This window comes from Simplicispira sedimenti (genome assembly GCF_022760965.1).
GTDB lineage: Bacteria > Pseudomonadota > Gammaproteobacteria > Burkholderiales > Burkholderiaceae_C > Simplicispira > Simplicispira sedimenti.
Genome location: NZ_JAKVIJ010000009.1, coordinates 43,173 through 64,460, shown reverse-complemented (window position 1 = coordinate 64,460; position 21,288 = coordinate 43,173). Strand labels below are relative to the sequence as shown.

The 21,288-nt window shown below is 68.4% G+C and carries 15 protein-coding genes and 1 riboswitch; of the genes, 5 read left to right on the top strand and 10 right to left on the bottom strand.

Annotated features, from left to right (window positions below):
• Positions 1 to 19: 19 nt before the first annotated feature.
• Complete coding sequence (gene ahcY / locus MJ602_RS11105; RefSeq protein ID WP_243020882.1) at positions 20 to 1,453, bottom strand: adenosylhomocysteinase; 1,434 nt, start codon at positions 1,451 to 1,453, stop codon at positions 20 to 22.
• A gap of 66 nt (positions 1,454 to 1,519) precedes the next feature.
• Positions 1,520 to 1,599: riboswitch (S-adenosyl-L-homocysteine riboswitch) on the bottom strand.
• A gap of 139 nt (positions 1,600 to 1,738) precedes the next feature.
• On the opposite strand from ahcY, the gene MJ602_RS11100 reads away from it, so the two are divergent.
• Together MJ602_RS11100 and MJ602_RS11095 are read left to right on the top strand one after the other, a co-directional pair.
• Positions 1,739 to 3,367 carry a peptide chain release factor 3 gene (locus MJ602_RS11100; RefSeq protein ID WP_243020881.1) on the top strand — a complete coding sequence of 543 codons (1,629 nt, stop codon included), beginning with the start codon at positions 1,739 to 1,741 and terminating at the stop codon, positions 3,365 to 3,367.
• Between the two features lie 18 nt (positions 3,368 to 3,385).
• Positions 3,386 to 4,213 (top strand): HAD-IIB family hydrolase, encoded by an 828-nt coding sequence (locus MJ602_RS11095; RefSeq protein WP_243020880.1) that lies wholly within the window; start codon positions 3,386 to 3,388, stop codon positions 4,211 to 4,213.
• A 12-nt stretch (positions 4,214 to 4,225) separates the two neighbouring features.
• Here MJ602_RS11095 and MJ602_RS11090 read toward each other — a convergent pair whose 3' ends face one another.
• On the bottom strand, positions 4,226 to 5,530 hold the full coding sequence (locus MJ602_RS11090) for a GGDEF domain-containing protein (protein WP_243020879.1): 1,305 nt from the start codon (positions 5,528 to 5,530) through the stop codon (positions 4,226 to 4,228).
• A gap of 143 nt (positions 5,531 to 5,673) precedes the next feature.
• Here MJ602_RS11090 and MJ602_RS11085 point away from each other — a divergent pair, with 143 nt between their 5' ends.
• A complete protein-coding gene (locus MJ602_RS11085; RefSeq protein ID WP_243020878.1) occupies positions 5,674 to 6,927 on the top strand; it encodes a GGDEF domain-containing protein in 1,254 nt (417 codons plus the stop codon).
• Positions 6,928 to 7,005: 78 nt separating this feature from the next.
• On the opposite strand, the gene MJ602_RS11080 is transcribed toward MJ602_RS11085, so the two are convergent.
• Positions 7,006 to 7,437, bottom strand: coding sequence for an Lrp/AsnC family transcriptional regulator (locus tag MJ602_RS11080; RefSeq protein ID WP_119965207.1), 432 nt, complete (start codon positions 7,435 to 7,437; stop codon positions 7,006 to 7,008).
• 135 nt (positions 7,438 to 7,572) lie between these two features.
• Here MJ602_RS11080 and ctlX point away from each other — a divergent pair, with 135 nt between their 5' ends.
• The gene (gene ctlX, locus MJ602_RS11075; protein WP_243020877.1) at positions 7,573 to 8,505 is read left to right on the top strand and encodes a citrulline utilization hydrolase CtlX; all 933 of its coding nucleotides are present in this window, start codon (positions 7,573 to 7,575) and stop codon (positions 8,503 to 8,505) included.
• Positions 8,506 to 8,572: 67 nt separating this feature from the next.
• On the opposite strand, the gene MJ602_RS11070 is transcribed toward ctlX, so the two are convergent.
• The 7 genes from MJ602_RS11070 to uvrA form a co-directional block, all read right to left on the bottom strand.
• Positions 8,573 to 9,181 carry a hypothetical protein gene (locus MJ602_RS11070; protein WP_243020876.1) on the bottom strand — a complete coding sequence of 203 codons (609 nt, stop codon included), beginning with the start codon at positions 9,179 to 9,181 and terminating at the stop codon, positions 8,573 to 8,575.
• Entirely contained in the window at positions 9,178 to 9,813 is a 636-nt protein-coding gene (locus MJ602_RS11065) for an SCO family protein (protein ID WP_243020875.1), read from the bottom strand. The genes MJ602_RS11070 and MJ602_RS11065 overlap by 4 nt, the downstream gene beginning before the upstream one ends.
• Before the next feature lie 4 nt (positions 9,814 to 9,817).
• The gene (locus MJ602_RS11060) at positions 9,818 to 10,414 is read right to left on the bottom strand and encodes a c-type cytochrome (RefSeq protein WP_243020874.1); all 597 of its coding nucleotides are present in this window, start codon (positions 10,412 to 10,414) and stop codon (positions 9,818 to 9,820) included.
• 8 nt (positions 10,415 to 10,422) lie between these two features.
• On the bottom strand, positions 10,423 to 11,043 hold the full coding sequence (locus tag MJ602_RS11055; RefSeq protein WP_243020873.1) for a cbb3-type cytochrome c oxidase subunit II: 621 nt from the start codon (positions 11,041 to 11,043) through the stop codon (positions 10,423 to 10,425).
• Positions 11,033 to 12,691: a cbb3-type cytochrome c oxidase subunit I gene (locus MJ602_RS11050; protein ID WP_243020872.1), complete on the bottom strand. Its 1,659-nt coding sequence runs from the start codon at positions 12,689 to 12,691 to the stop codon at positions 11,033 to 11,035. The genes MJ602_RS11055 and MJ602_RS11050 overlap by 11 nt, the downstream gene beginning before the upstream one ends.
• A 257-nt stretch (positions 12,692 to 12,948) precedes the next feature.
• A complete protein-coding gene (locus MJ602_RS11045; RefSeq protein ID WP_243020871.1) occupies positions 12,949 to 13,308 on the bottom strand; it encodes a hypothetical protein in 360 nt (119 codons plus the stop codon).
• Positions 13,305 to 19,157, bottom strand: a complete 5,853-nt coding sequence (gene uvrA / locus MJ602_RS11040) for an excinuclease ABC subunit UvrA (protein ID WP_243020870.1) — start codon at positions 19,155 to 19,157, stop codon at positions 13,305 to 13,307. Before uvrA ends, MJ602_RS11045 begins: the two co-directional genes overlap by 4 nt.
• Before the next feature lie 205 nt (positions 19,158 to 19,362).
• On the opposite strand from uvrA, the gene MJ602_RS11035 reads away from it, so the two are divergent.
• Positions 19,363 to 21,228 (top strand): putative nucleotidyltransferase substrate binding domain-containing protein, encoded by a 1,866-nt coding sequence (locus MJ602_RS11035; RefSeq protein WP_243020869.1) that lies wholly within the window; start codon positions 19,363 to 19,365, stop codon positions 21,226 to 21,228.
• The last annotated feature ends 60 nt before the right edge of the window (positions 21,229 to 21,288 follow it).

The window sequence follows — 21,288 nt, the reverse complement described above, 5'->3', positions numbered from 1 at the left end:
CAATTCAATAGCAAATAAATCAATAACGGTAGGTATCGGGCTTGTAGGGCCCTTGCTTGGGCACGCCGATGTAGGCGGCCTGCTCGTCCGTCAGCTCGGTCAGCATCGCACCCACCTTCTTCAGGTGCAGACGCGCCACCTTTTCGTCCAGGTGCTTAGGCAGCACATAGACCTTGCCGTTCTCGTAGTAGTCGCTGTGGGTGAACAGCTCGATCTGCGCGATGGTCTGGTTGGCGAACGAGTTGGACATCACGAAGCTCGGGTGGCCCGTGCCGCAGCCCAGGTTCACCAGGCGGCCCTTGGCCAGCAGGATGATGCGCTTGCCGTCCGGGAAGATCACATGGTCCACCTGCGGCTTGATCTCTTCCCACTGGCAGTGCTCTTCGAGCTTGGCGACCTGGATCTCGTTGTCGAAGTGGCCGATGTTGCAGACGATGGACTGGTCCTTCATCGCCTTCATGTGCTCGAAGGTAATGACGTCGCGGTTGCCCGTGGTGGTCACGAAGATGTCGGCTAGTGGCGCGGCGTATTCCATGGTCACGACCTTGAAGCCTTCCATCGCGGCCTGCAGGGCGTTGATGGGGTCAATCTCGGTCACCCAGACCTGTGCCGACAGCGCGCGCAGCGCCTGGGCCGAGCCCTTGCCCACGTCGCCGTAACCGGCCACCACGGCCACCTTGCCGGCAATCATCACGTCGGTGGCGCGCTTGATACCGTCCACCAGCGACTCGCGGCAGCCGTACAGGTTGTCGAACTTGCTCTTGGTGACCGAGTCGTTCACGTTGATGGCGCGGAACATCAGCGTGCCCTTGGCCGACATTTCCTTGAGGCGGTGCACGCCCGTGGTGGTCTCTTCGGTCACGCCGATGATCTGGGCGCTCTTGCGGCTGTACCAGGTGCTGTCCTCGGCCAGCTTGGCCTGGATGGCGGCGAACAGGATGCGCTCTTCCTCGCTGCCGGGGTGGGCCAGCACGGAGGCGTCCTTTTCAGCGCGCTTGCCCAGGTGCATCAGCAGCGTGGCGTCACCGCCGTCGTCCAGGATCATGTTCGGGCCTTCGCCTTCGCTGCCCTTGGGGCCGAAATCGAAGATGCGGTGGGTGTAGTCCCAGTAGTCCACCAGGGTCTCGCCCTTGATGGCAAACACCGGCGTGCCGGTGGCGGCAATCGCGGCGGCGGCGTGGTCCTGGGTGGAGAAGATGTTGCACGAGGCCCAGCGCACGTCGGCGCCCAGGGCCTTGAGCGTCTCGATCAGCACGGCCGTCTGGATGGTCATGTGCAGCGAACCGGTGATGCGCGCGCCCTTCAGGGGCTGCTTGGCGGCGAATTCCTCGCGGATGGCCATCAGGCCGGGCATCTCGGTTTCGGCGATGCGGATTTCCTTGCGGCCCCAGTCGGCCAGGCCGATGTCGGCGATGGCGGAGTCGGCAGAGGGGGCGTTGACGCGTGCGTTCATGGTTTGCTCCAAAGCATGTTTGAAAAACCACTCGCCGGGGGAAGGGGAAAAGCTCACCACGCGGAAAGTGGATGAGCGTCGTTGCGAAACAGATCCGAGCCTCACGCCCCGCCAGTGCTGGGGGCGCTGCAACGCTCCTCGGATAGGCGCCGATTATAAAGGCAAAGGCCCGCAAGCGCCGCCCGCCCCACGGAGAGGCCTGACAATGCCTGCCCGGTAAAATTGTCGTTTTCGCACGCCTGCCGGGGCGTCCTGTCCCCTGCGCACTCCCTTCTGGAATTCCTTGTGTCCTACGCCCCCGAAACCCGGCGCCGCCGCACCTTTGCCATCATTTCCCACCCCGACGCGGGTAAAACGACGCTGACGGAAAAGCTGCTGCTGTTCTCGGGCGCGATCCAGATCGCCGGCGCCGTCAAGGGCCGCAAGGCCAGTCGCCATGCCACCTCGGACTGGATGGAGATCGAGAAGCAGCGCGGCATCTCGGTGGCCTCGTCGGTGATGCAGATGCAGTACCGCGACCACGTCATCAACCTGCTCGACACCCCCGGCCACAAGGACTTCTCCGAAGACACCTACCGCGTGCTCACGGCCGTGGACTCGGCCCTGATGGTGATCGACGCCGCCAACGGCGTGGAGGCGCAGACGCGCCGCCTGATCGAGGTCTGCCGCCAGCGCGACACGCCCATCATCACCTTCGTCAACAAGATGGACCGCGAGGTGCGCGACCCGCTCGACATCCTCGACGAGGTGGAGCGCGAGCTCGGCATGCCTTGCTGCCCCATGACCTGGCCCGTGGGACAGGGTAAGTCGTTCGGCGGCATCATCGACCTGCGCACGCAGAGCATGACGGTGTTCGAGCCCGGCAGCGAGAAGCGCCCGCAGGATTTCGAGGTGATCCCGCTCTCCGAGTCCGACAAGCTGCGTGCGCGCTTTGGCCAGGCCTTCGACGACGCCCTGGAGAGCATGGAGCTGGCCGTGGGCGCCTCCACCACATGGAGCCACGAGCAGTTCCTCGCGGCCAAGCTCACGCCGGTGTTCTTCGGCTCGGGCGTGAACAACTTCGGTGTCATGGAAGTGCTCAACGCCGTGGTGGACATGTCGCCCCCGCCGGGCCCGCGCATCGCCTACCAGGAAGTGAACCGCCAGCGCGAGGAAAAGACCATCCAGCCCGAGGACGAGGGTTTCTCGGGTGTGGTCTTCAAGGTGCAGGCCAACATGGACAGCAACCACCGCGACCGCATCGCCTTCGTGCGCGTGGCCTCGGGCAAGTTCACCCCCGGCATGAAGATGCGCGTGCAACGCACGGCCAAGGAGTTGCGCCCCACCAGCGTGGTCTCCTTCATGAGCCAGCGCCGCGAAGCGGTGGACGAGGCCTACGCGGGCGACATCATCGGCTTCACCACGCACGGCGGCGTGCAGCTCGGCGACACCATCACCGACGGCCCCAACCTGCAGTTCACCGGCCTGCCCTTCTTCGCACCCGAAATGTTCATGACCGTGGTGCTCAAGAACCCGTTGCGCTCCAAGCAGTTGCAGCAGGGCCTGATGGAGCTCGGCGAGGAAGGCGCCATCCAGGTCTTCAAGCCCGACGCCGGCGGCAACATGCTGCTGGGCGCCGTGGGCCAGTTGCAGTTCGAAGTGGTGCAGCACCGCCTGAAAACCGAGTACGACTGCGACGTACGCCTGGAGAGCTGCCAGTACACGGGCGCGCGCTGGATCACGGCCGACACGCCGGCCGAGCTGCGCGAGTTCGAGAATGCCTACCCCCTGCGCCTGGCGCACGACGCGGCCAACACCCTGGCCTACCTGTGCACCAGCCCCTACGACGTGCGCCTGGCGCAGGAGCGCTTTCCCAAGATCCACTTCCACCCGCTGCGCGAGCACGCCGGGCTGAGCCTGAGCAACTCGCACTGAGGGGCGAAAAACGTGCCCATGCTGCCGCTGAGCGCACTGCGCCTGCCCCCAGGCCTGGTGGGCGTGCTCACCGACATCGACGACACCCTCACCACCGAGGGCGCCATCACCCCCGATGCCCTGCAGGCCCTGGCCGATCTGAAGGCCGCAGGTCTGCGGGTGATCGCCATCACCGGCAGACCGGTGGGCTGGAGCGAGCCGTTTGCGCAGACCTGGCCGCTGGACGCCATCGTGGCCGAGAACGGGGCCGTGGCGCTGGTGCCAGTGGCTGAAGAAGATTCAGGCCCAATCAGCCCGCAGCGCCCGTATTCAGGGCGCAGGGCGCTATCAAAAATATACCAGCAGGACGCCGCCACCAGGGCGCACCACTTTGCGCGCATGCAGCAGGTGCTGGCCCAGATCGAGCGCGAGGTGCCCGGCGCACGCCGGGCCTCCGATTCGGCGGGCCGCGAAACCGACATTGCCATCGACCACAGCGAATTCACCCACCTGCCCCAGGACGCCATCGACCAGGTGGTGCGCACCATGCGCGCGGCGGGCATGAACGCCACGGTCAGCAGCATCCACATCAACGGTTGGTTTGGCGCGCACAACAAGCTGGAAGGCGCGCGCTGGATCGTGCGCGAGCGGCTGGGGCGCGACCTGGACACCGAGATCGACCGCTGGGTCTATGTGGGCGACTCGACCAACGACCAGGTGATGTTCGAGCGTTTTCCACTCAGCGTGGGCGTGGCCAACATTGCGCGCTTTGTGCCGCAACTGCACCACCTGCCGCGCCATGTGACGCAGGCCGAACGCGGCGCTGGCTTTGCCGAGTTGGCGCGGGCGCTGCTGGGCGGGCGCTGACCCCGCAAGGCGTCAAACACCCGGTTCCTTGGGCGCCATGGCGCCGCCCTGGTAGTGCTGCACCTGCCCGTCGGGCAGCGCCAGCATCACGCGGTTGCGCCCGGTCTGCTTGCCCGCGTACAGGGCGTGGTCGGCGCGCTGCAGCAGGGTTTCGAGATGATCCTCGTGGGCTTGCAGCTCGGCCACTCCGGCGGTGGCCTGCACGCGCAGTCGCAGGCCTTCGAAAGCAATCTCGGTGTCCGACAGCACCTGCAGAAAGCGCCGCGCCACCTCGCCCGCCTCGCGCAGTGCCGTGTGGGGCATGAGCACCACAAACTCCTCGCCCCCCAGGCGCCCGGCGATGTCCACCTCGCGGAAGTTCTCGCGGCACAGTTGCGCCACGCAGCGCAGCACCTCGTCGCCTGCGGCATGGCCGTGGTCGTCGTTGATGTGTTTGAAATGGTCCAGATCCAGCATCACCAGCGACATGGCGCGCCCCTCGCGCCGGGCGCGCGCCATTTCGCGGGAAAAGAGCTTTTCGTACTCGCGCCGGTTGTTCAGCCCTGTCAGTGGGTCGATGCTGGCCTGGATGCGCAGCGCCTCCTGCAGGGCGCGGCGCTGCTCCACCTCCTGGCGCAACTGGTCGTTGCTGGCGCGCGCGGCCATCAGCAGGGCGTACTGCTGGCGCTGCAGCATCTGCACGCGCCAGGCACTGACGTAGCCCGTCACGATGGGCAGCGCCAGCGCCAAACCCAGGACCACGAACTCCCGTGTCTGCAAACTGCGGCTTTGACTGACCATGGCCAGCGTAAACAACGCCCCTACCAAGGAAACCGCCAGGGCACAGCACAGGCGGTTGGGCACAAAGACGAAGAGCATGATCAGCATCAGCAGCGTCATGGCATAGGTCCAGATGGCTATCTCGGGCCGCAGCACATACACCAGCATGAAACTGGCCAGGCCAATGAGTTCGACCACCGAAGTCCACAAGCCCTGGGTCGCCAGCCAGGGCTTGCGCACCACGGCACGCATCAATGCCAGCACGCACAACGCCACCCCGACGCGCATGGCCAGCAAACCCTGGAAGGGCGCAGACCAACCCATGGCCAGGTAGTCCGGAATGGCGAACAGCAGCAGCACCAGCGACCAGATGCCCAGGGCCAGCAGAAGCTGGTGCGCGGTGAAATGCTGGCAATATTGCTTGTAGCCCATCTCGGTGCGCCGGTCGGAGAACTCCGCACACCAGCCACGCAGGTGCCACTGCGAGCCGGGGCCCAGCGGCTCCAGCCCCTCAGGTCCGTCGGGCAGGCCCAACAACGATTTCAGGTGATCACGCATGGGTCGGTGGCTCTTTTCACCATTGTGCCTCTGACACGGTGGATCTGGGTATCCCCCATAGCACATTGAATCCCAGGGCCATCGGGGTTCTCCGGGGGCAGCCCAGGGTCCAACTGTCATACCCTTGGCACCAGGATTTGCGCATGACCGCCTCCCCCACCCACCCTGCACCACCGCCAACTCCCGCCCTCTCTGCGTGGCGTGCCGAGTTCATCCATCCTGCCGATGAACATGCCTTCCGCACCAGCGTGCAGCACAGCATGGCCCGGCAACTGCGCGTGGCCCTGGCGCTGTGGGCGGGTCTGCTGCTGTTGTTTGCCCTGCCCGACCTGCAGGTGCTGGGGGCTGCCAGCCCCTTGTTCTGGCAACTGCTGGCGTACCGCGGCGCGATGGCCGCCCTGTTGCTGGGCGCTGCGGGGGTGCTGCGCCGCCAGCCGCATTGGGCCACCGATGGGCGGCTGGTGGCCTGGATTGCCGTCATCGGCTACCCCTTCTATTTCCTGCTGTTCCATGTGCGCGAGGACGTGCGCATCTGGACCGTGGGCATGGTGATGTTCATGCAGTTCTGCATGTTCCTGTTTCTGCCGGGGCGCGTGGTGGTCTTTGTGCCGGTGGCCGTGTTTGGCGTGGTCGGCAGCCTGCTGAGCTTTGTGCTGCTGGGTCGGCCCCCAGCCACCTTGCTGGGGCTGGCGTTTTTGCTCACGCTGCCCGCCCTGGTGGGCTATGTGGCGGCGGCGCGCCTGCAGCGTGTGCAGCGCCAGGAATTTGCCCTGCGCCAACGCTTGAGCGAAACCAACGCCGCGCTGCAGGCCGAAATCGCCCAGCGCATCGAACTGCAGGCCGAACTGGAGCGTCAGGCCACCACCGACCCGCTCACCGGCCTGGTGAACCGGCGCGAATTCAGCCGCCGCTTTGCGCTGGATCTTGCGCGCACGCAGCGCGACGCCAGCCCGCTGTCGCTGGTGCTCATCGACCTGGACCACTTCAAGCGCATCAACGACCAGTACGGCCACGCCGCGGGCGATGCGGTGCTGTGCACCCTGGCCCGGCTGAGCGGCAGCTGCTTTCGCAGCATCGACACCGTGGGCCGCCTGGGGGGTGAGGAATTCGCCGTGCTGCTGCCCGGCGCCGACCTGCAATGCGCCGCCCAGGCCGCCCGGCGCCTGGCGCAGCGCCTGGCCGATACCCCGGTGGAGCACGAGGGCCAGCGCATCGTGGCGGGCATGACGGCGGGGGTGGTCCAACGCCTGCCCAGTGAGGACAGCCTCGACTCCCTGCTGCAGCGCGCCGACCTGGCGCTCTACGCGGGCAAACAGGCCGGGCGCGCACGCACCATGCTGGCGCTGCCCGACGGGAGCCACCAGGAGTTTTATACGGGTTTGCATTCAATCGGATAACTAGGCGGAAAGCCGAAGACAGTGCTGTAGCACGGCGAGGCAAACCAACGACGTTATACGGTTGAAGGCAAATCCGTATTAGGCCTTGTAGGTGGACAGCAGGATGCTGGTCTCGGTGTTGGCAATGCCCGGCGTGAGGCGGATGCGCCCCAGCGCCGCGTCGAAGGCCTCCAGGCTTTCGGCGCGCACCTCGGCCACGATATCCCAGCGGCCGTTGGTGGTGTGCAGCGTGCCCACCATGGGCTCGCCGCGCAGCGCGCGGATCACCTCGGGCGCGGCGTTGCCCTCCACGGCGATGCACATCCAGGCGCGAATGCGCTGCGGCTCCGAGTCGGGCCGCAGGCGCACCGTGTAGCCGACGATGACACCGCCCTCCTCCATCTTGCGCAGCCGGTTCTGCACCGTGCCGCGCGAGACGCGCAGCTTGTGCGCCAGCGTGGCCACGGGAGTGCGCGCGTCGGCGCGCAGGATGCTGAGGATTTCGCGGTCGGTGTCGTCGAGCTTGGTCATGGTGCGTTTGTGCGCTGGCGTTTCGCCAATTTTTGCAGCTATTTGACCAGTTTGCCGTCTTTTTGTTGGCAGTGGCTGTTCGCACAATGCCTGCACCGCCCTCCGTGGGCACCCCTCCCCCACCACCGCAAGACCATGCCCCCGCCCTCTCTCCAAGCCCCCGCCGCCGTCGCCATGGTGCGCCCGCACCACTTCCACCCCAACCCCGAGACCGCCGCCGACAACGCCTTCCAGCGCCCAGCCACGGCCGCCAGCGTGGCCGCGCAGGCCCATGCCGAGGTGACCGAGGCCGCCGCCCGGCTCGAAGCCGCCGGGGTGCGCGTGCACCTGTTCGACAGCCATGACCCCGAAACGCCCGACGCCGTGTTCCCGAACAACTGGTTCTCCACCCACGCGGGCGGCCATGTGGCGCTCTACCCCATGTACGCCGCCAACCGGCGGCGCGAGCGGCGCAGCGACATCATCGAGATGCTCAAGGCCCGCTACCGCGTGCAGGACGTGATCGACTACTCGGGCCTGGAACACGACGGCATGGCCCTCGAAGGCACGGGCGCCATGGTGCTGGACCACATCGGCCGCATCGCCTACACCGCGCAATCGCACCGCGCCGACCCGGTGGCGCTGGAGCGCTTCTGCACGCATTTCAACTTCGAGCCCATGGCCTTCGCCACCGCCGACGCGCAGGGCCGGCCCTGCTACCACACCAACGTGATGCTCTGCGTGGGCACCGACTTCGCGCTCGGGGGCTTTGACCTCATCGCCGACCCGCAGCGCCGCGAGGCCGTGCGCGCGCGGCTGCGCGAGAGCGGGCGCGACGTCATCGAACTCGACGCGCACCAGATCGGCGAATTCGCTGGCAACGCGCTGGAGCTCACGGGGCATGGCGGCCGGCGGCTGCTGGCGCTGTCCGAGCGGGCCGCTGCCTGCCTCACGGCCGCGCAGAAGGCCGTGATCGAACGCAGCGCCACGCTGCTGCCGCTGCGCGTGCCCACCATCGAACTGGCGGGCGGCTCGGTGCGCTGCATGCTGGCGGGCATCCACCTGGCGCCGCGCCCGGACAGCGCATGACAATTTGAATGAAATCGGCCTCCAGCGCCCATCCAGCAAGCGCAGGCAGCTCCTGAAAACAGAGCAATCAGGCATTGTCCGGCGCCAGCAGCGTGCCTTCGCGCCGCGCCATCACCCACCCCACCTGCGCCAGCCAGCCCAGCGCCAGCAGCACGGCCAGGGCAATGAGCCACTGGCCCAGGCGGGCCTGGTCATCGAGCAGGTAGGCGTTGCACAGGCGCAGCGGCGCATCGATGTAGAGCTGGCCCACCACGGCGGTCATGGGCAGCATGTTGCCGAGGAAGAAGCCCTGCACCACCAGCCCCGCCGCGCGCCACGACAGGCGCAGCGCCGCGCCCGCCAGCACCAGCGCGGCACCCTTGGCGGCCTCGATGGTGCCGTCGCGCAGCGCGAGGTCGAGCACGCGCGGCACCATCAGCACGGCCAGCACACAGGCCACGAGCACCAGCCCGGCGATGCCGTGGGCGTTCCAGCGCGCCACGGCGCCACGCGCACGCGGCGGCAGCGCGGCCGCCAGCAGCGCGCCCGCCGCCATCAGCAGCGGGAACTGCAGCACCATGTGGCGCCACATGCTGGCCTCCAGCGCATGGCGGAGCGCGGGCCAGGCCAGCAGCGCGCACAGGGCCAGCCCCAGGATGGCCTGGGTGCGCGGGTTGCAGTGGGGCCCGCGCGTCATGGCGCGCTCCGCGCGAGGTGGCGCGCGTAGTCCAGCGCGAGTTGCTGCTCGGCGACGTCGAACACGCGCACCATGCGGCCGCGCGCGTCGAACACCAGCAGCGCGGCGTTATGCTCGTAGTCGCCCCGGCCGTCGGGCACCACCACCACGCCCAGGCGGCGCAGCAGGGCCTGCTCCTGCGCCGCGTCGGGCACGCGCACGAAGCGCCACAGGGCCGGGTCGGCCCGCAGGCCCTGGGCGTAGGCGCGCAGCGCGGCCGGGCGGTCGTGCGCGCCATCGAAGCTGATCGACAGCAGGCGCACGTTCGCGGAATGGCCAGCCTCGGCATCGGCCCGCAGCGCGGCCTGCAACTGCTGGAAGCTGCTGCCCAGCGACAGGCAGACGCTCTGGCAGCGCGTGTAGATGAAGTCGGCGATGGTCACGCCGCCGCCCTGCGCCAGCAGCGCAGGCAGGTCGGGCGCGGCCACTCCGGGGCCATCGACTGCCACGCGCGGCGCGTCCACGGGCTGCAGCGCCACTTCCAGGCGGCGCGCGCCCTCGTCGGTCCAGACCTGAAAGCCGTGCGTGAGCCAGCTTGCCGCTGCGTAGCCGCACAGCGCCAGCAGCAGGCTCAGAACGGCGGTGCGCAGCATGGCCTTAGCGCGCCAGGGCTTGGAGCGCAGCGCCGCCCTCGAACGGCGTGCTGCGGTCGTTGGCCTTGCGCTCCTGTGCGATCAGGTCGGGCGCCACGGCGGCGGCCTGGTTGCCCCATGCGCTGCGGATGTAGCTGGCCACGGCGGCCAGCTCGGCATCGCCCAGTTGGCGGAAGCTGGGCATGGCGCCCTCATAGCTTTTCCCGGCCACCGTGATCGGGCCGGTCACGCCATGCAGCAGGATGTTGGCCAGCACGCGCGGCTCGCCCGTGACCCATTCCGAGCCCGCCAGCGGCGGAAACACGCCCGGCAGGCCCTGGCCCGTGGCCTGGTGGCAGGCCGCGCACTGCGCGGCGAACAGCGCCTTGCCATCCACGGCCGCGCCCGCGGCGGCCGGTGCGGGGCCGGACAGGTCGGCCACGGTGCGGCGGTCGCCCAGGCTGGAGTTTCCGAACGGATCGGACAGGAAGATGTAGCCCACGCCGAACAGCACCATGGCCAGCGTGATGGCGGCAGCCATCAGCGGCACGGGGCGGATGCGTTCCTCGGGGTCGGCGTTCTCGCGCTCCTGCGCGCGGTGCGAATTGTCTTGGTCGAGCATGGGCGTCCTCAGGAAGCAGAACCGGCGGCCGGGCCGGCGGCGCTGCGCGGCGGGGGCGGCAGCACGGGGTAGGTGTGGTCCAGGCCCTGCAGGTACTTCACCAGGTCCAGCGCCTCGGGCCGCGCCACCACCACGCCCTGTGAAGGGCCGTGGCCCGGCGGCAGCTTGACGACCTCGTCGCCCGGTTCGGCGGCGGTCTTGGTCTCGAACAGGTAGGGGTAGGCCGGCATGATGGACCCCGGCACATAGGCGCGCGGCTGGTACAGGTGGCCCAGGTGCCAGTCCTTGCTGGGCTGGCGCGCGCCGATGTTGAACAGGTCGGGCCCGGTGCGCATGCTGCCCAGCAGGTGCGGCTTGTCGTACACGTAGTCGCCCGGCACCGAGGCGCGGCCCCAGCCGCGCTCATGGTCGGGGCCGAGGTTGCGGTCGCGCGGCTGCTGCGTGTGGCAGTACACGCAGCCGTTGGCGATGTAGACCTCGCGCCCGCGCAGTTGCGCGCTGGTGTACGGCTTGAGGCCTTCGGGCGGCGCGATGTCGCGCACCTCCATGTAGGGCAGCACCACCAGCGCGGCCGTGGCCACGGCCAGTGACACCATGGCGCCTGCGGCCAGTTTGACTTCATTTTCCATGAGCGATCTCCAGTGCCTGGGGGGATGCCGGGGCGAACAGGGCCGCGCCCGTGCGCTGCGGGCCAAAGCGCAGCGCCATGGCCAGGAAGTGGCCGGCGAAGACGAGGTGGCTGGCCACCATGAGCGCGCCGCCCACGCTGCGCCACTGCAGGTAGGGGATGGTGAGCGTGACCGACTCCATGAAGGGCCGCGAGGCATCGAGCATGGCCAGGCCCTGCAGCCAGCCGCCGATGGAGAGGCCCACGAAATAGATCAGGATGCCGACGGCCGCGAGCCAGAACTGCAGCGAGATGAGGCGCGGGTACGGCCACTCCCAGTGCAGCACGCGCGGCAGCATGAAGTAGATGGCGCCGAACAGCACCATGGTGACGAAAGCATAGGCCCCCAGGTGCGCATGTGCCACCGTGAAGTGCGTGAAGTGCGCCACCTGGTTGACGCTGCGCAGCGCCTCCAGCGAGCCCTGCACCGACGAGAGCATGTACATCAGCCCGCCGAACATCATGAAGCGCAGCGTGGGCGAGTGCAGCGCCAGGTGCATGCGCCCTTGCATGGTGCCCGCCATGTTGATGGTGAAGGCCGCCACGGGGATGATCATCATCATGCTCTGCACGATGGACAGCGTGCTCAGCCAGCCCGGAATCGGCCCGCCGATCAGATGGTGCCCGCCCACCTGGCCGTAGAAGAAGGCCAGCGTCCAGAAGCCCAGGATGGACAGGTTGTACGAGCGCACCGGCCGGCCGATGATCTTGGGCAGGAAGTAGTAGATCGCCCCCACGCTGATGGGCGTGAACCACAGGCCCAGCACGTTGTGGCCGTACCACCAGTTGGTGGTGGCCTGCTGTACGCCGGTGTGCACGCCGGGCAGCTTGGCCACGAGGAACAGCAGCGTGATCCACAAGAGCGCCGCCACGAGGTACCAGACGCTGACGTACAACGACTCCACCTGGCGGTTGACCAGCGTGTACAGCACCGGCCCGATGATGCAGACGAAGCCCACGACGATGAACAGGCCGATCTGCCACGGTATCTCCAGGTACTCCATGCCGTCGTTCCAGCCCGCGCCGATGGCGCCGATAGCGCTGGCGATGGCGATGTTGATGAACGCGCCGCCCAGCATCACCCAGGGCGCGCCGAACAGCCGCGTGCGCAGCAGGCGCGGCAGCAGCCAGACGATGAGACCCAGCGCGGCGTTGGTGATCCAGCCGTAGAGCACCGCCGTGAGGTGCATGGTGCGCACGCGGCCGAAGGTCTGCCAAGCCTCGCCCACCAGCCAGTCGGGCATGTGCAGCTTGAGCGAGGCCGTGAGCCCCGCCACCGAGCCCAGCACCAGCCAGAGGATGGCGAAGGCGATGAACATGAACACGGGGAAGGCGCTGGAGCGGTCGGCCTCGATGCGCTGCGCCAGCTCGCGCGGGTCGGCGGCGTGGGCAGCATCGCCCGGCTCGGCGGCCGCCGCCTGCAGGTGCGCGCGGCCGGCCTCGTGCAGCGCGGGGTCGTCGGCCTGGCCGATCTCGCCGCGCGCGAAGATGACCGACGCCGCCCGGGGGTTCTCGACCAGCAGCCCCTTGCGCATCGACCAGATGAAGACAAACAGCCCCATGATCGACAGCAGGAAGGCGCCCAGCAGGCTCAGGATGGCACTGTCCATCGGTGGGTTTCCTTTCTTGTTTTCCGGCACGCGCGAGACGCGCCATCTTTTTTGATGCAGTGCAAATGACCGCACAGCGATCCGTGCTAAGCACGGCTGCGGCGGATTCTAAAATTCATCGCAAATGTATGTTTTTTTTCTCTGCGCAAGCCCCTGCCAGGGGTGGTGTTACCAAGGGTATTTGAAGCCAAAATGGGCTCTGGCGCCCGTCCGCAAAGCGCAGTCAGCTATATTTTCGATAGCGAACAAAGACTGGTTCAGGCCGGCGGCAGCGCCTGCAGGCGCGCATCGCAGCCCACGCCCGCGGCAATCCAGCGCCGCGCCAGCGCCTTCTGCCAGCGCACGACCCAGGGCCGCGTCCAGCCTGTCACCGCGCCCGGGTCGGCCACCATGCCGCAGAGGTAGCGCCCGTCCGCCGCGCTCCAGCGCAGCGCCACGCAGGCGCCCGTGCGGCGGCGCGAGACCAGCATGCCCAGCGGGCACGGCTCGGCCAGGCAGCACAAGCCGCAGCCGTTGCAGGGCGCGCCCTCAAGGGGCTTGGGCGGGGCCTCCGGGTGCCAGTGCACCACCTGCCAGCCGGGAGGCAGGGGTGCCTTCGGCGCGCCGGGCTCTGTCATCGCGCCAGCACCGGCGCCAGCGCCACCCCGGTGTGCGTGCCCAGGCGCACCACCTCCTCGGGCGGGGCGGCGGCGACGATGCGGCCGCCGCCCGCGCCGCCCTCCGGGCCGAGGTCGATGATCCAGTCGGCCTCGGCGATGACGTCGAGGTCGTGCTCGATGACGACCACGCTGTGCCCGCCGTCCACCAGGCGGTGCAGCACGCGGATGAGCTTGTGCACGTCGGACATGTGCAGGCCCACGGTGGGCTCGTCGAGCACGTAGAGCGTGTGCGGCGCCCTCTGGCCGCGCCGGCCCACCTCGTCGCGCACCTTGGTCAGCTCGGTCACGAGCTTGATGCGCTGCGCCTCGCCGCCGCTCAGCGTGGGGCTGGGCTGGCCCAGCGTGAGGTAGCCCAGGCCCACGTCCTTGAGCAGTTGCAGCGGGTGGGCGATGCTGGGCATGCTGGCGAAGAAGTCAACGGCCTCGTCCACCTCCATCTGCAGCACGTCGCCAATGCTCTTGCCGCGCCAGGTGACGGCCAGCGTCTCGGGGTTGAAGCGCGCGCCGTGGCAGGCCTCGCAGGGCACCTTCACATCGGGCAGGAAGGCCATGCCGATGGTGCGCACGCCCTGCCCTTCGCACACGGGGCAGCGGCCCTCGCCGGTGTTGAAGCTGAAACGCCCGGCCGCGTAGCCGCGCGCCTTGGCCTCCAGCGTTTCGGCGAACAGCTTGCGCACGGTGTCCCAGAAGCCGATGTAGGTGGCCGGGCAAGAGCGCGGCGTCTTGCCGATGGGCGTCTGGTCCACTTCGAGCACGCGGTCGATGGTTTCGAAGTCCTGCAGGCCGGTGCAGCCGATGAGCGCGGGCGCGTTGCCCGCGTCCATGGCGTCGCGCCCTGCCTTGGTACTGCGCTGCTGCACCCAGGCGGCCACGTTGGTGAGCAGCACGTCGCGCGCCAGCGTGGACTTGCCCGAGCCGCTCACGCCCGTGACCGCCACCAGCCGCTGCAGCGGCACGCGCGCGGTGACGTTTTGCAGGTTGTGCAGCTGCGCGCCGTGCACGGTGAGCCAGCGCAGGGGTTCATCTTTTGAAGAATTTTGGCCTGTAGCGCTCGTGGATACAGCGCCATCAGCTACCGTTTCCATAGCATCCTGCGCCATGGCACGGCGCGCCTGCAGCGGGTGGCGCATGGCGTGCAGCAGGTAGCGGCCGGTCTGCGAATCCTCGGCCCCGGTCAGATCGGCCACGCCGCCCTGCGCCACCAGGCGCCCGCCGCGCTTGCCCGCGCTGGGGCCGATGTCGATGAGGTGGTCGGCCGCGCGGATGGTGTCCTCGTCGTGCTCCACCACCACCAGGGTGTTGCCCTTGCCGCTGAGCTGGCGCAGCGCGCGCAGCAAAATTTGGTTGTCGCGCGCGTGCAGGCCGATGGTGGGCTCGTCGAGCACGTAGCACACGCCCTGCAGGTTGCTGCCGAGCTGCGCCGCCAGGCGGATGCGCTGCGCCTCGCCGCCCGACAGCGTGGGCGCGCCCCGGTCGAGCGTGAGGTAGCCCAGGCCCACTTCTTCGAGGAATTCGAGCCGGCTGCGGATCTCGGGGATCAGGTCGCGCGCGATCTCGGCCTCACGCCCGTGCAGCGCCACGGTGTCCACCCACGCGCGGATGTCGCTGACCGACAGGCGCGCGATGTCGGTGATGGACCAGCCCGCGTGGCCCGTGGCCGCGTTGGCGCCAAAGCGCACGGCGCGCGCCGTAGCGTTGAGGCGCGTTCCCTGGCAGCTGGGGCAGGCGGTGTCCTGCAGGTCTTCCACCTCGGGCTCGGCGAAGGTCTGTTCGCGGCCCTTCTGGTCGTCGGCGAGCACCGAGTCGTCGAACACCTTGCGCTGCTCCTTGGTCAGCTTCACGCCCGTGCCCACGCAGTCGGGGCACCAGCCGTGCTTGCTGTTGTAGGAGAACAGGCGCGGGTCCAGCTCGGCATAACTGGTGCTGCACACCGGGCAGGCGCGCTTGGCCGAGAACACCTGCAGCCGCCCGATGCCCGCCGTGGACTGGCCCGCCGCCAGCGCCTCGCGCAGGCCATCGAGGTGGCTCAGCACATGCACCACGCCCTTGCCATGTGTGAGCGCCTGGGCCAGGCCCTCGCGCAGTGCCGCTTCGTTCTCGGGCGCCACATCCAGGCTCAGCACGGGCAGCTCAATGGTGTGCTCCTTGAAGCGGTCGATGCGCGGGAAGCCCGAGGTGGGCAGGAAGTCGCCGTCCACGCGCAGGTGCGTGAAGCCGCGCGGACGCGCCCAGTCGGCCAGCTCGGTATAGACGCCCTTGCGCGCCACCACCAGCGGCGCCAGCAGGCCGATGTGCTGGCCCCGGAACTCGGTGAGCAGCTGCGCAGCGATGCGCTCGGGTGTCTGCGGCTGCACGGCGGCGCCGTCTTTCGTGCAGTGCTGCACGCCGAGCTTGACGTAGAGCAGCCGCAAAAAGTGCCAGACCTCGGTGGTGGTGCCCACCGTGCTCTTGCGCCCGCCGCGCGAAAGGCGCTGCTCGATCGCCACCGTGGGCGGAATGCCGTACACGGCGTCCACCTCGGGCCGCCCGGCGGGCTGCACGATGCTGCGCGCGTAGGCGTTGAGCGATTCGAGGTAGCGGCGCTGGCCTTCGTTGAACAAAATGTCGAACGCCAGCGTGGACTTGCCCGAGCCGCTGACGCCGGTGATGACGTTGAACTGGCCGCGCGGAATGTCCACGCTCAGGCCCTTGAGGTTGTGCTCGCGGGCGTTGACGATTTCTATGGTGTTTTTGGCCTCTGGCGCCCGTTCAGATTGCGCGAGGCGCTCCTGATTCAATAGCACCGGCAGCGCTTCGCTGGCACCGATGGCGCCGTCGTAGGCGCGCAGCGCGGCGCCGGTGTGCGACTGCGGGTGGGCGCGTAAGTCCTGCGGCGAGCCCTCGGCCACCAGCTGCCCGCCCGCGTTGCCGCCTTCGGGGCCCAGGTCGATGATCCAGTCGGCGGCGCCGATCACGTCGAGGTTGTGCTCGATGACGATGAGCGAGTGCCCCGCCTCAAGCAGGCGCACGAAGGCGCGCATGAGCTTGGCAATGTCGTCAAAGTGCAGGCCGGTGGTCGGCTCGTCGAACAGGAACAGCGTGCCCTTACGCGCCAGCGGCTGGCGCGACTTGCTTTGCGTGCGCGCCGCCTCGGCCAGAAAGCCCGCCAGCTTGAGGCGCTGGGCCTCGCCGCCGCTGAGCGTGGGCACGGGCTGGCCGAGCTTGACGTAGTCCAGCCCCACCTCGGCAATGGGCCGCAGCGCGCGCAGCACGTCGCGGTCCTGGGCGAAGCAGGCCATGGCTTCGCTCACGGTCAGCTCCAGCACGTCGGCCACGCTGAGCGCTCGCCCGCCGCGCTCCAGGGTGATTTCCAGGATCTCGGGGCGGTAGCGCTTGCCGTCGCAGTCGGGGCAGCGCAGGTACACGTCGCTGAGGAACTGCATCTCCACATGCTCGAAGCCCGAGCCGCCGCAGGTGGGGCAGCGCCCGTCGCCGCTGTTGAAGCTGAACTTGGCCTGCGTGTAGCCGCGCTGCGCGGCCTGGGGCATGGCGGCAAAGAGTTCACGCAGGCTGTCCCACGCGCCCACGTAGCTCACGGGGTTGGAACGCGCGGTCTTGCCGATGGGGGTCTGGTCCACAAACACCACGTCGGAAAGGTGGTCGGCGCCCAGCAGCCGGTCGTGGCGGCCGGGGGTTTCGGTGGCCTTGCCAAAGTGGCGCAAGAGCGCGGGGGCCAGCACGTCCTGCACCAGCGTGGACTTGCCCGAGCCGCTGACGCCGGTGACGCAGACCAGGCGCTGCAGGGGGAATTCAATGTTCAGGTTCTGTAGGTTGTGCTCGCTCGCCCCTTCGAGGATGAGGCGCGGCGTGGCGTCGCCCACGGCGCGCGGCACGCCCAGGGCAATGCGCTTGCGCCCGCCGAGGTACTGGCCGGTCAGGGTGTCGGCGCTGCGCAGCGCGTCGGGCGTGCCGTCGAACACGATGTGGCCGCCACGCTCGCCCGGGCCGGGGCCGAAGTCGAGCACGCGGTCCGCCGCCAGCATGACCGCCGGGTCGTGCTCCACCACCACCAGGGTGTTGCCCGCATCGCGCAGGCGCAGCATGGCCTGGGTGATGCGGTCCATGTCGCGCGGGTGCAGGCCGATGCTGGGCTCATCGAGCACGAACAGCGTGTTGACCAGGGAGGTGCCCAGCGCCGTGGTGAGGTTGATGCGCTGCACCTCACCGCCGCTCAGGGTGCGGCTTTGCCGGTCCAGCGTGAGGTAGCCAATGCCCACGTCGCAGAGGTACTGCAATCGGGTGCAGATTTCGTCCAGCAGCAGGCGCAGGGCCTGGGCTTCGGCGGACGGGGCGCCGGGTTTTTCTATGCCAAATGGGCCTCCAGCGCCCGTATCTGTTGCGCTAGCAGCTATCAATTCAGTAGCATCTGACGCGCGCTGCGCCTCGGCCATGCGGTCGAAGAAGCGGCGCAGGCGCGCAATGGGCAGCAGCATCAGGTCGTGCAGGCACAGGCCGGGCAAGGCTTCGAGCTGGGCGCGGCTCCAGGGCAGGCCCTGGGGCAGGAAGCGCTGGGCCGGGTCGAGCACGGCGTCAGCGTCCTGCTTGCTGCCGATGCGCCAGAGCAGGCTGTCGGTCTTGAGGCGCGCGCCCGCGCACACCGGGCAGGGCGTGTAGCTGCGGTACTTGGACAGCAGCACGCGGATGTGCATCTTGTAGGCCTTGGTCTCCAGGTACTCGAAGAAGCGCTTGATGCCGTACCACTGCTGGTTCCACTTGCCGTTCCAATGCGGGGAGCCGCCAATGACCCACTCCTTCTGCTCGGGCGTGAGGCGGTACCAGGGTGTGTCGCGCGGAATGCCGGCGGCCTCGGCGTGGCGCATGAGGTCGTCCTGGCATTCCTGCCAGGCGGGCGTCTGGATGGCCTTGATGGCGCCGGTGCGCAGGGTCTTCTTCTCGTCGGGGATGACCAGGCCGTAGTCCACGCCGATCACGCGGCCAAAGCCGCGGCAGGTGTCGCAGGCCCCGGCAGCGGAGTTGAACGAGAACATGGAGGGCAGCGGCTCGCTGTAGCGCAGGTCGCTTTCGGGGCAGTGCAGGCCGGTGGAGAACTTCCACACCTCGGGCTCGCCCTGCTCCACCAGCCGGTACACGTTCATGCGCCCGCCGCCGCGCTTGAGCGCCAGCTCGATGGCCTCGACCACGCGCGTTTTTTCCGCATTGCCCAGGCGAAAACGGTCGGCCACCACGTCCAGCAGCTTGACCCCCGAAGCCTCGCGCTCGGCCTGCACCTTGGTGAAGCCGCTGGCCGACAGCCACTGCTCCAGTTGCTCGGCGCTGGTGTTGGCGGGCAGTTCGACCGGGAAGGTCACCACCAGGCGGGGGTCGTCGGCTTGCGCCCGTGCGCGCAGCTCGGCGTAGATGGTCTCGGGCGTGTCGTGGCGCACGGGCAGCGCGGTGGCGCGGTCGTACAACACGGCCAGGCGCGCGAACAGGAGCTTGAGGTGGTCGTTCAGCTCCGTCATCGTGCCCACGGTGGAGCGCGAGCTGCGCACCGGGTTGGTCTGGTCGATGGCAATCGCCGGGGGCACGCCCTCCACCTTGTCCACGGCGGGCTTGTCCATGCGGTCGAGGAACTGGCGCGCGTAGGCGCTGAAGGTCTCGACGTAGCGGCGCTGGCCCTCGGCGTAGAGCGTGTCGAACACCAGGCTGGACTTGCCCGAGCCGCTGGGGCCGGTGACCACCGTGAGTTCGCCGGTGCGCAAATCCACATCCAGGTTTTGAAGGTTGTGCTGGCGTGCGCCGCGGATGCGGATGGTTCCCTGGGTCATGGTGGGCTTTGTGGTCGGTGAGGCGAAACATTCTAGAAACAGCGCGTGGCGAACGCCTGCCATGGCGCCCATTGACCCTATGGCGCGTCGGTCCGGCAGGAGCACCCCAGCATGGCACACACCGCTCCATCTGGTATCAACCCTGCCCCCGCCGAGCACACGAGGCTGCAAAATGGGCGTTTTCTCCCCTTGGTTCCACCCCGCCATGAACCCCGAGACCCAAGCCACCACCTCCGTGCTGCCTGCGCTGACAAACCACCGCGTCTGGAATCAACTCGACCCAGCCGCCCTGGCCCAAATGGCACCGCAGTGGCAGTTGGAAACCGCAGAGGTGGGCACTCCCTTGCTGCCACAAGGACGGCTGCACAGCCGCACAGGACTGATCCTGAGCGGCGCGGTGGACCTGCACGACCCCGACCTGGACATGGCCGTTCACCTGCAAGCGGGCGAAATGTTCGGCTTTGGCGCCACCCCGGCACAGCACCTCACGACCTGGCAGGCGACTGCGGCCACGGACTGCTGCATTGCCTGGCTGGCGCCCGAAACCCTGTCGGCGCTGTGCCGGGATCACAGCGCACTGGCGTACTTCTTTCCCTCGCTCCCCGGCACGAGCCAGGCTGGCAACGCCACACATGCACCCGACTCGGGCGTGCACCTCAATTTGCTGGGCACGCCGGTGCGTACGCTCATCAAGCGCGAACCCATCACCCTGCCGCCGGGCACCTCCATCCAAGCAGCAGCGCGAAAGATGAGCGACCTGCGCGTGTCCTCGGTGCTGCTGGTGGAGCAAGACCACCTCTTCGGCCTGGTAACCGACCGCGACCTGCGCAACCGCGTGGTGGCGCAGGGGCTGGACATTGCCCGCCCCGTCTCCGACATTGCCACGCTGGCGCCGCTGACCATGCAGGCCCAGAGCCCCGCCTTCGAGGCACTGCTGTTGATGGCGCGACACAACATCCACCACATGCCGGTGCTCGACGGCACACGCATCGCGGGCATGATCACGGCCACCGATCTGGCCGAACAGCACAGCACCTCGCCCGTGTACCTGGCGGGCGACATCTACAAGCAACCCAGCCTGCAGGGTCTGGTGCAGGCCAGCAGCCGGGTGCGCCAGTTGCAGCAGCACCTGGCGGCGGCCGATGCCAGTGCCTACAGTACCGGGCACATCATCACCACCATCACCGACGCGGTGACCACCCGGCTCATTCTGCTGGCCGAGGCCGAACTGGGCCCGCCGCCGGTGGACTATGTCTGGGTGGCCGCAGGCTCGCAGGCGCGCAGCGAGCAGACCGCGCGCACCGACCAGGACAACTGCCTGGTGCTGGACGACCGCTACGACGAGGCGCGCCATGGCGAGTACTTCCGCGCCTTCAGCCGCTTTGTCTGCGACGGGCTCGACGCCTGCGGCTACGTGCACTGCCCCGGCGAGATGATGGCCATGACCGACAAATGGCGCCAGCCGCGCCAGCGCTGGTCAGAGTACTTCCGCCAATGGGTGGACAAGCCCGAGCCCATGGCGTTGATGCTGACCTGCGTGTTCTTCGACCTGCGCGCCGTGCACGGCAAGCTCGAATTGCTGGACAGTCTGCGCCAGGAGGTGCTGGCACGCACGCGCGGGCACAGCCTGTTCCTGGCGCACATGGTGGGCAACGCCCTCAAGCACCGGCCCCCGCTGGGTCTGTTTGGCACCATCTCGCGCATCCGTGGCGGCGACAACGCGGGCACCGTCGATCTCAAGCACAGCGGCATCGTGCCCATCGTGGACCTGGCGCGGGTGTACGCCCTGGCCGGTGGCGTGGCCGCCGTGAATACGCACGACCGGCTGGAGCAGGTGGCCCACACAGGCGAAGTGAGCGAACAAAGCGCGCGCGATCTGCGCGACGCGCTGGAATTTCTCTCCAAGCTGCGCATAGACCACCAGGCCCGCCAGATGACACAAGGCCTCAAGCCCGACAACTTCCTGGCGCTGGAAGAACTCTCCAACTTCGAGCGCAGCCACCTCAAGGATGCCTTCTCGGTGGTGCAGACGCTGCAGGGCGTCCTTTCACAGCGCTACGGCAGGCGCTGACCCCACACATGCCAGCCTCCCCCAGCACGTCGATAGGGCCTCCAGGCCAGGGCCGCCGTG

What these genes read in the sequence shown, in the direction of transcription:
- MJ602_RS11085 (WP_243020878.1), top strand. Translation starts at nt 5,674, where the DNA reads ATGACCGCCTCCCCCACCCACCCTGCACCACCGCCAACTCCCGCCCTC.
- ahcY (WP_243020882.1), bottom strand. Translation starts at nt 1,453, where the DNA reads ATGAACGCACGCGTCAACGCCCCCTCTGCCGACTCCGCCATCGCCGAC.
- MJ602_RS11080 (WP_119965207.1), bottom strand. Translation starts at nt 7,437, where the DNA reads ATGACCAAGCTCGACGACACCGACCGCGAAATCCTCAGCATCCTGCGC.
- MJ602_RS11055 (WP_243020873.1), bottom strand. Translation starts at nt 11,043, where the DNA reads ATGGAAAATGAAGTCAAACTGGCCGCAGGCGCCATGGTGTCACTGGCC.
- MJ602_RS11065 (WP_243020875.1), bottom strand. Translation starts at nt 9,813, where the DNA reads ATGCTGCGCACCGCCGTTCTGAGCCTGCTGCTGGCGCTGTGCGGCTAC.
- MJ602_RS11035 (WP_243020869.1), top strand. Translation starts at nt 19,363, where the DNA reads ATGAACCCCGAGACCCAAGCCACCACCTCCGTGCTGCCTGCGCTGACA.
- ctlX (WP_243020877.1), top strand. Translation starts at nt 7,573, where the DNA reads ATGCCCCCGCCCTCTCTCCAAGCCCCCGCCGCCGTCGCCATGGTGCGC.
- MJ602_RS11060 (WP_243020874.1), bottom strand. Translation starts at nt 10,414, where the DNA reads ATGCTCGACCAAGACAATTCGCACCGCGCGCAGGAGCGCGAGAACGCC.
- MJ602_RS11050 (WP_243020872.1), bottom strand. Translation starts at nt 12,691, where the DNA reads ATGGACAGTGCCATCCTGAGCCTGCTGGGCGCCTTCCTGCTGTCGATC.
- MJ602_RS11070 (WP_243020876.1), bottom strand. Translation starts at nt 9,181, where the DNA reads ATGACGCGCGGGCCCCACTGCAACCCGCGCACCCAGGCCATCCTGGGG.
- uvrA (WP_243020870.1), bottom strand. Translation starts at nt 19,157, where the DNA reads ATGACCCAGGGAACCATCCGCATCCGCGGCGCACGCCAGCACAACCTT.
- MJ602_RS11045 (WP_243020871.1), bottom strand. Translation starts at nt 13,308, where the DNA reads ATGACAGAGCCCGGCGCGCCGAAGGCACCCCTGCCTCCCGGCTGGCAG.
- MJ602_RS11090 (WP_243020879.1), bottom strand. Translation starts at nt 5,530, where the DNA reads ATGCGTGATCACCTGAAATCGTTGTTGGGCCTGCCCGACGGACCTGAG.
- MJ602_RS11095 (WP_243020880.1), top strand. Translation starts at nt 3,386, where the DNA reads ATGCTGCCGCTGAGCGCACTGCGCCTGCCCCCAGGCCTGGTGGGCGTG.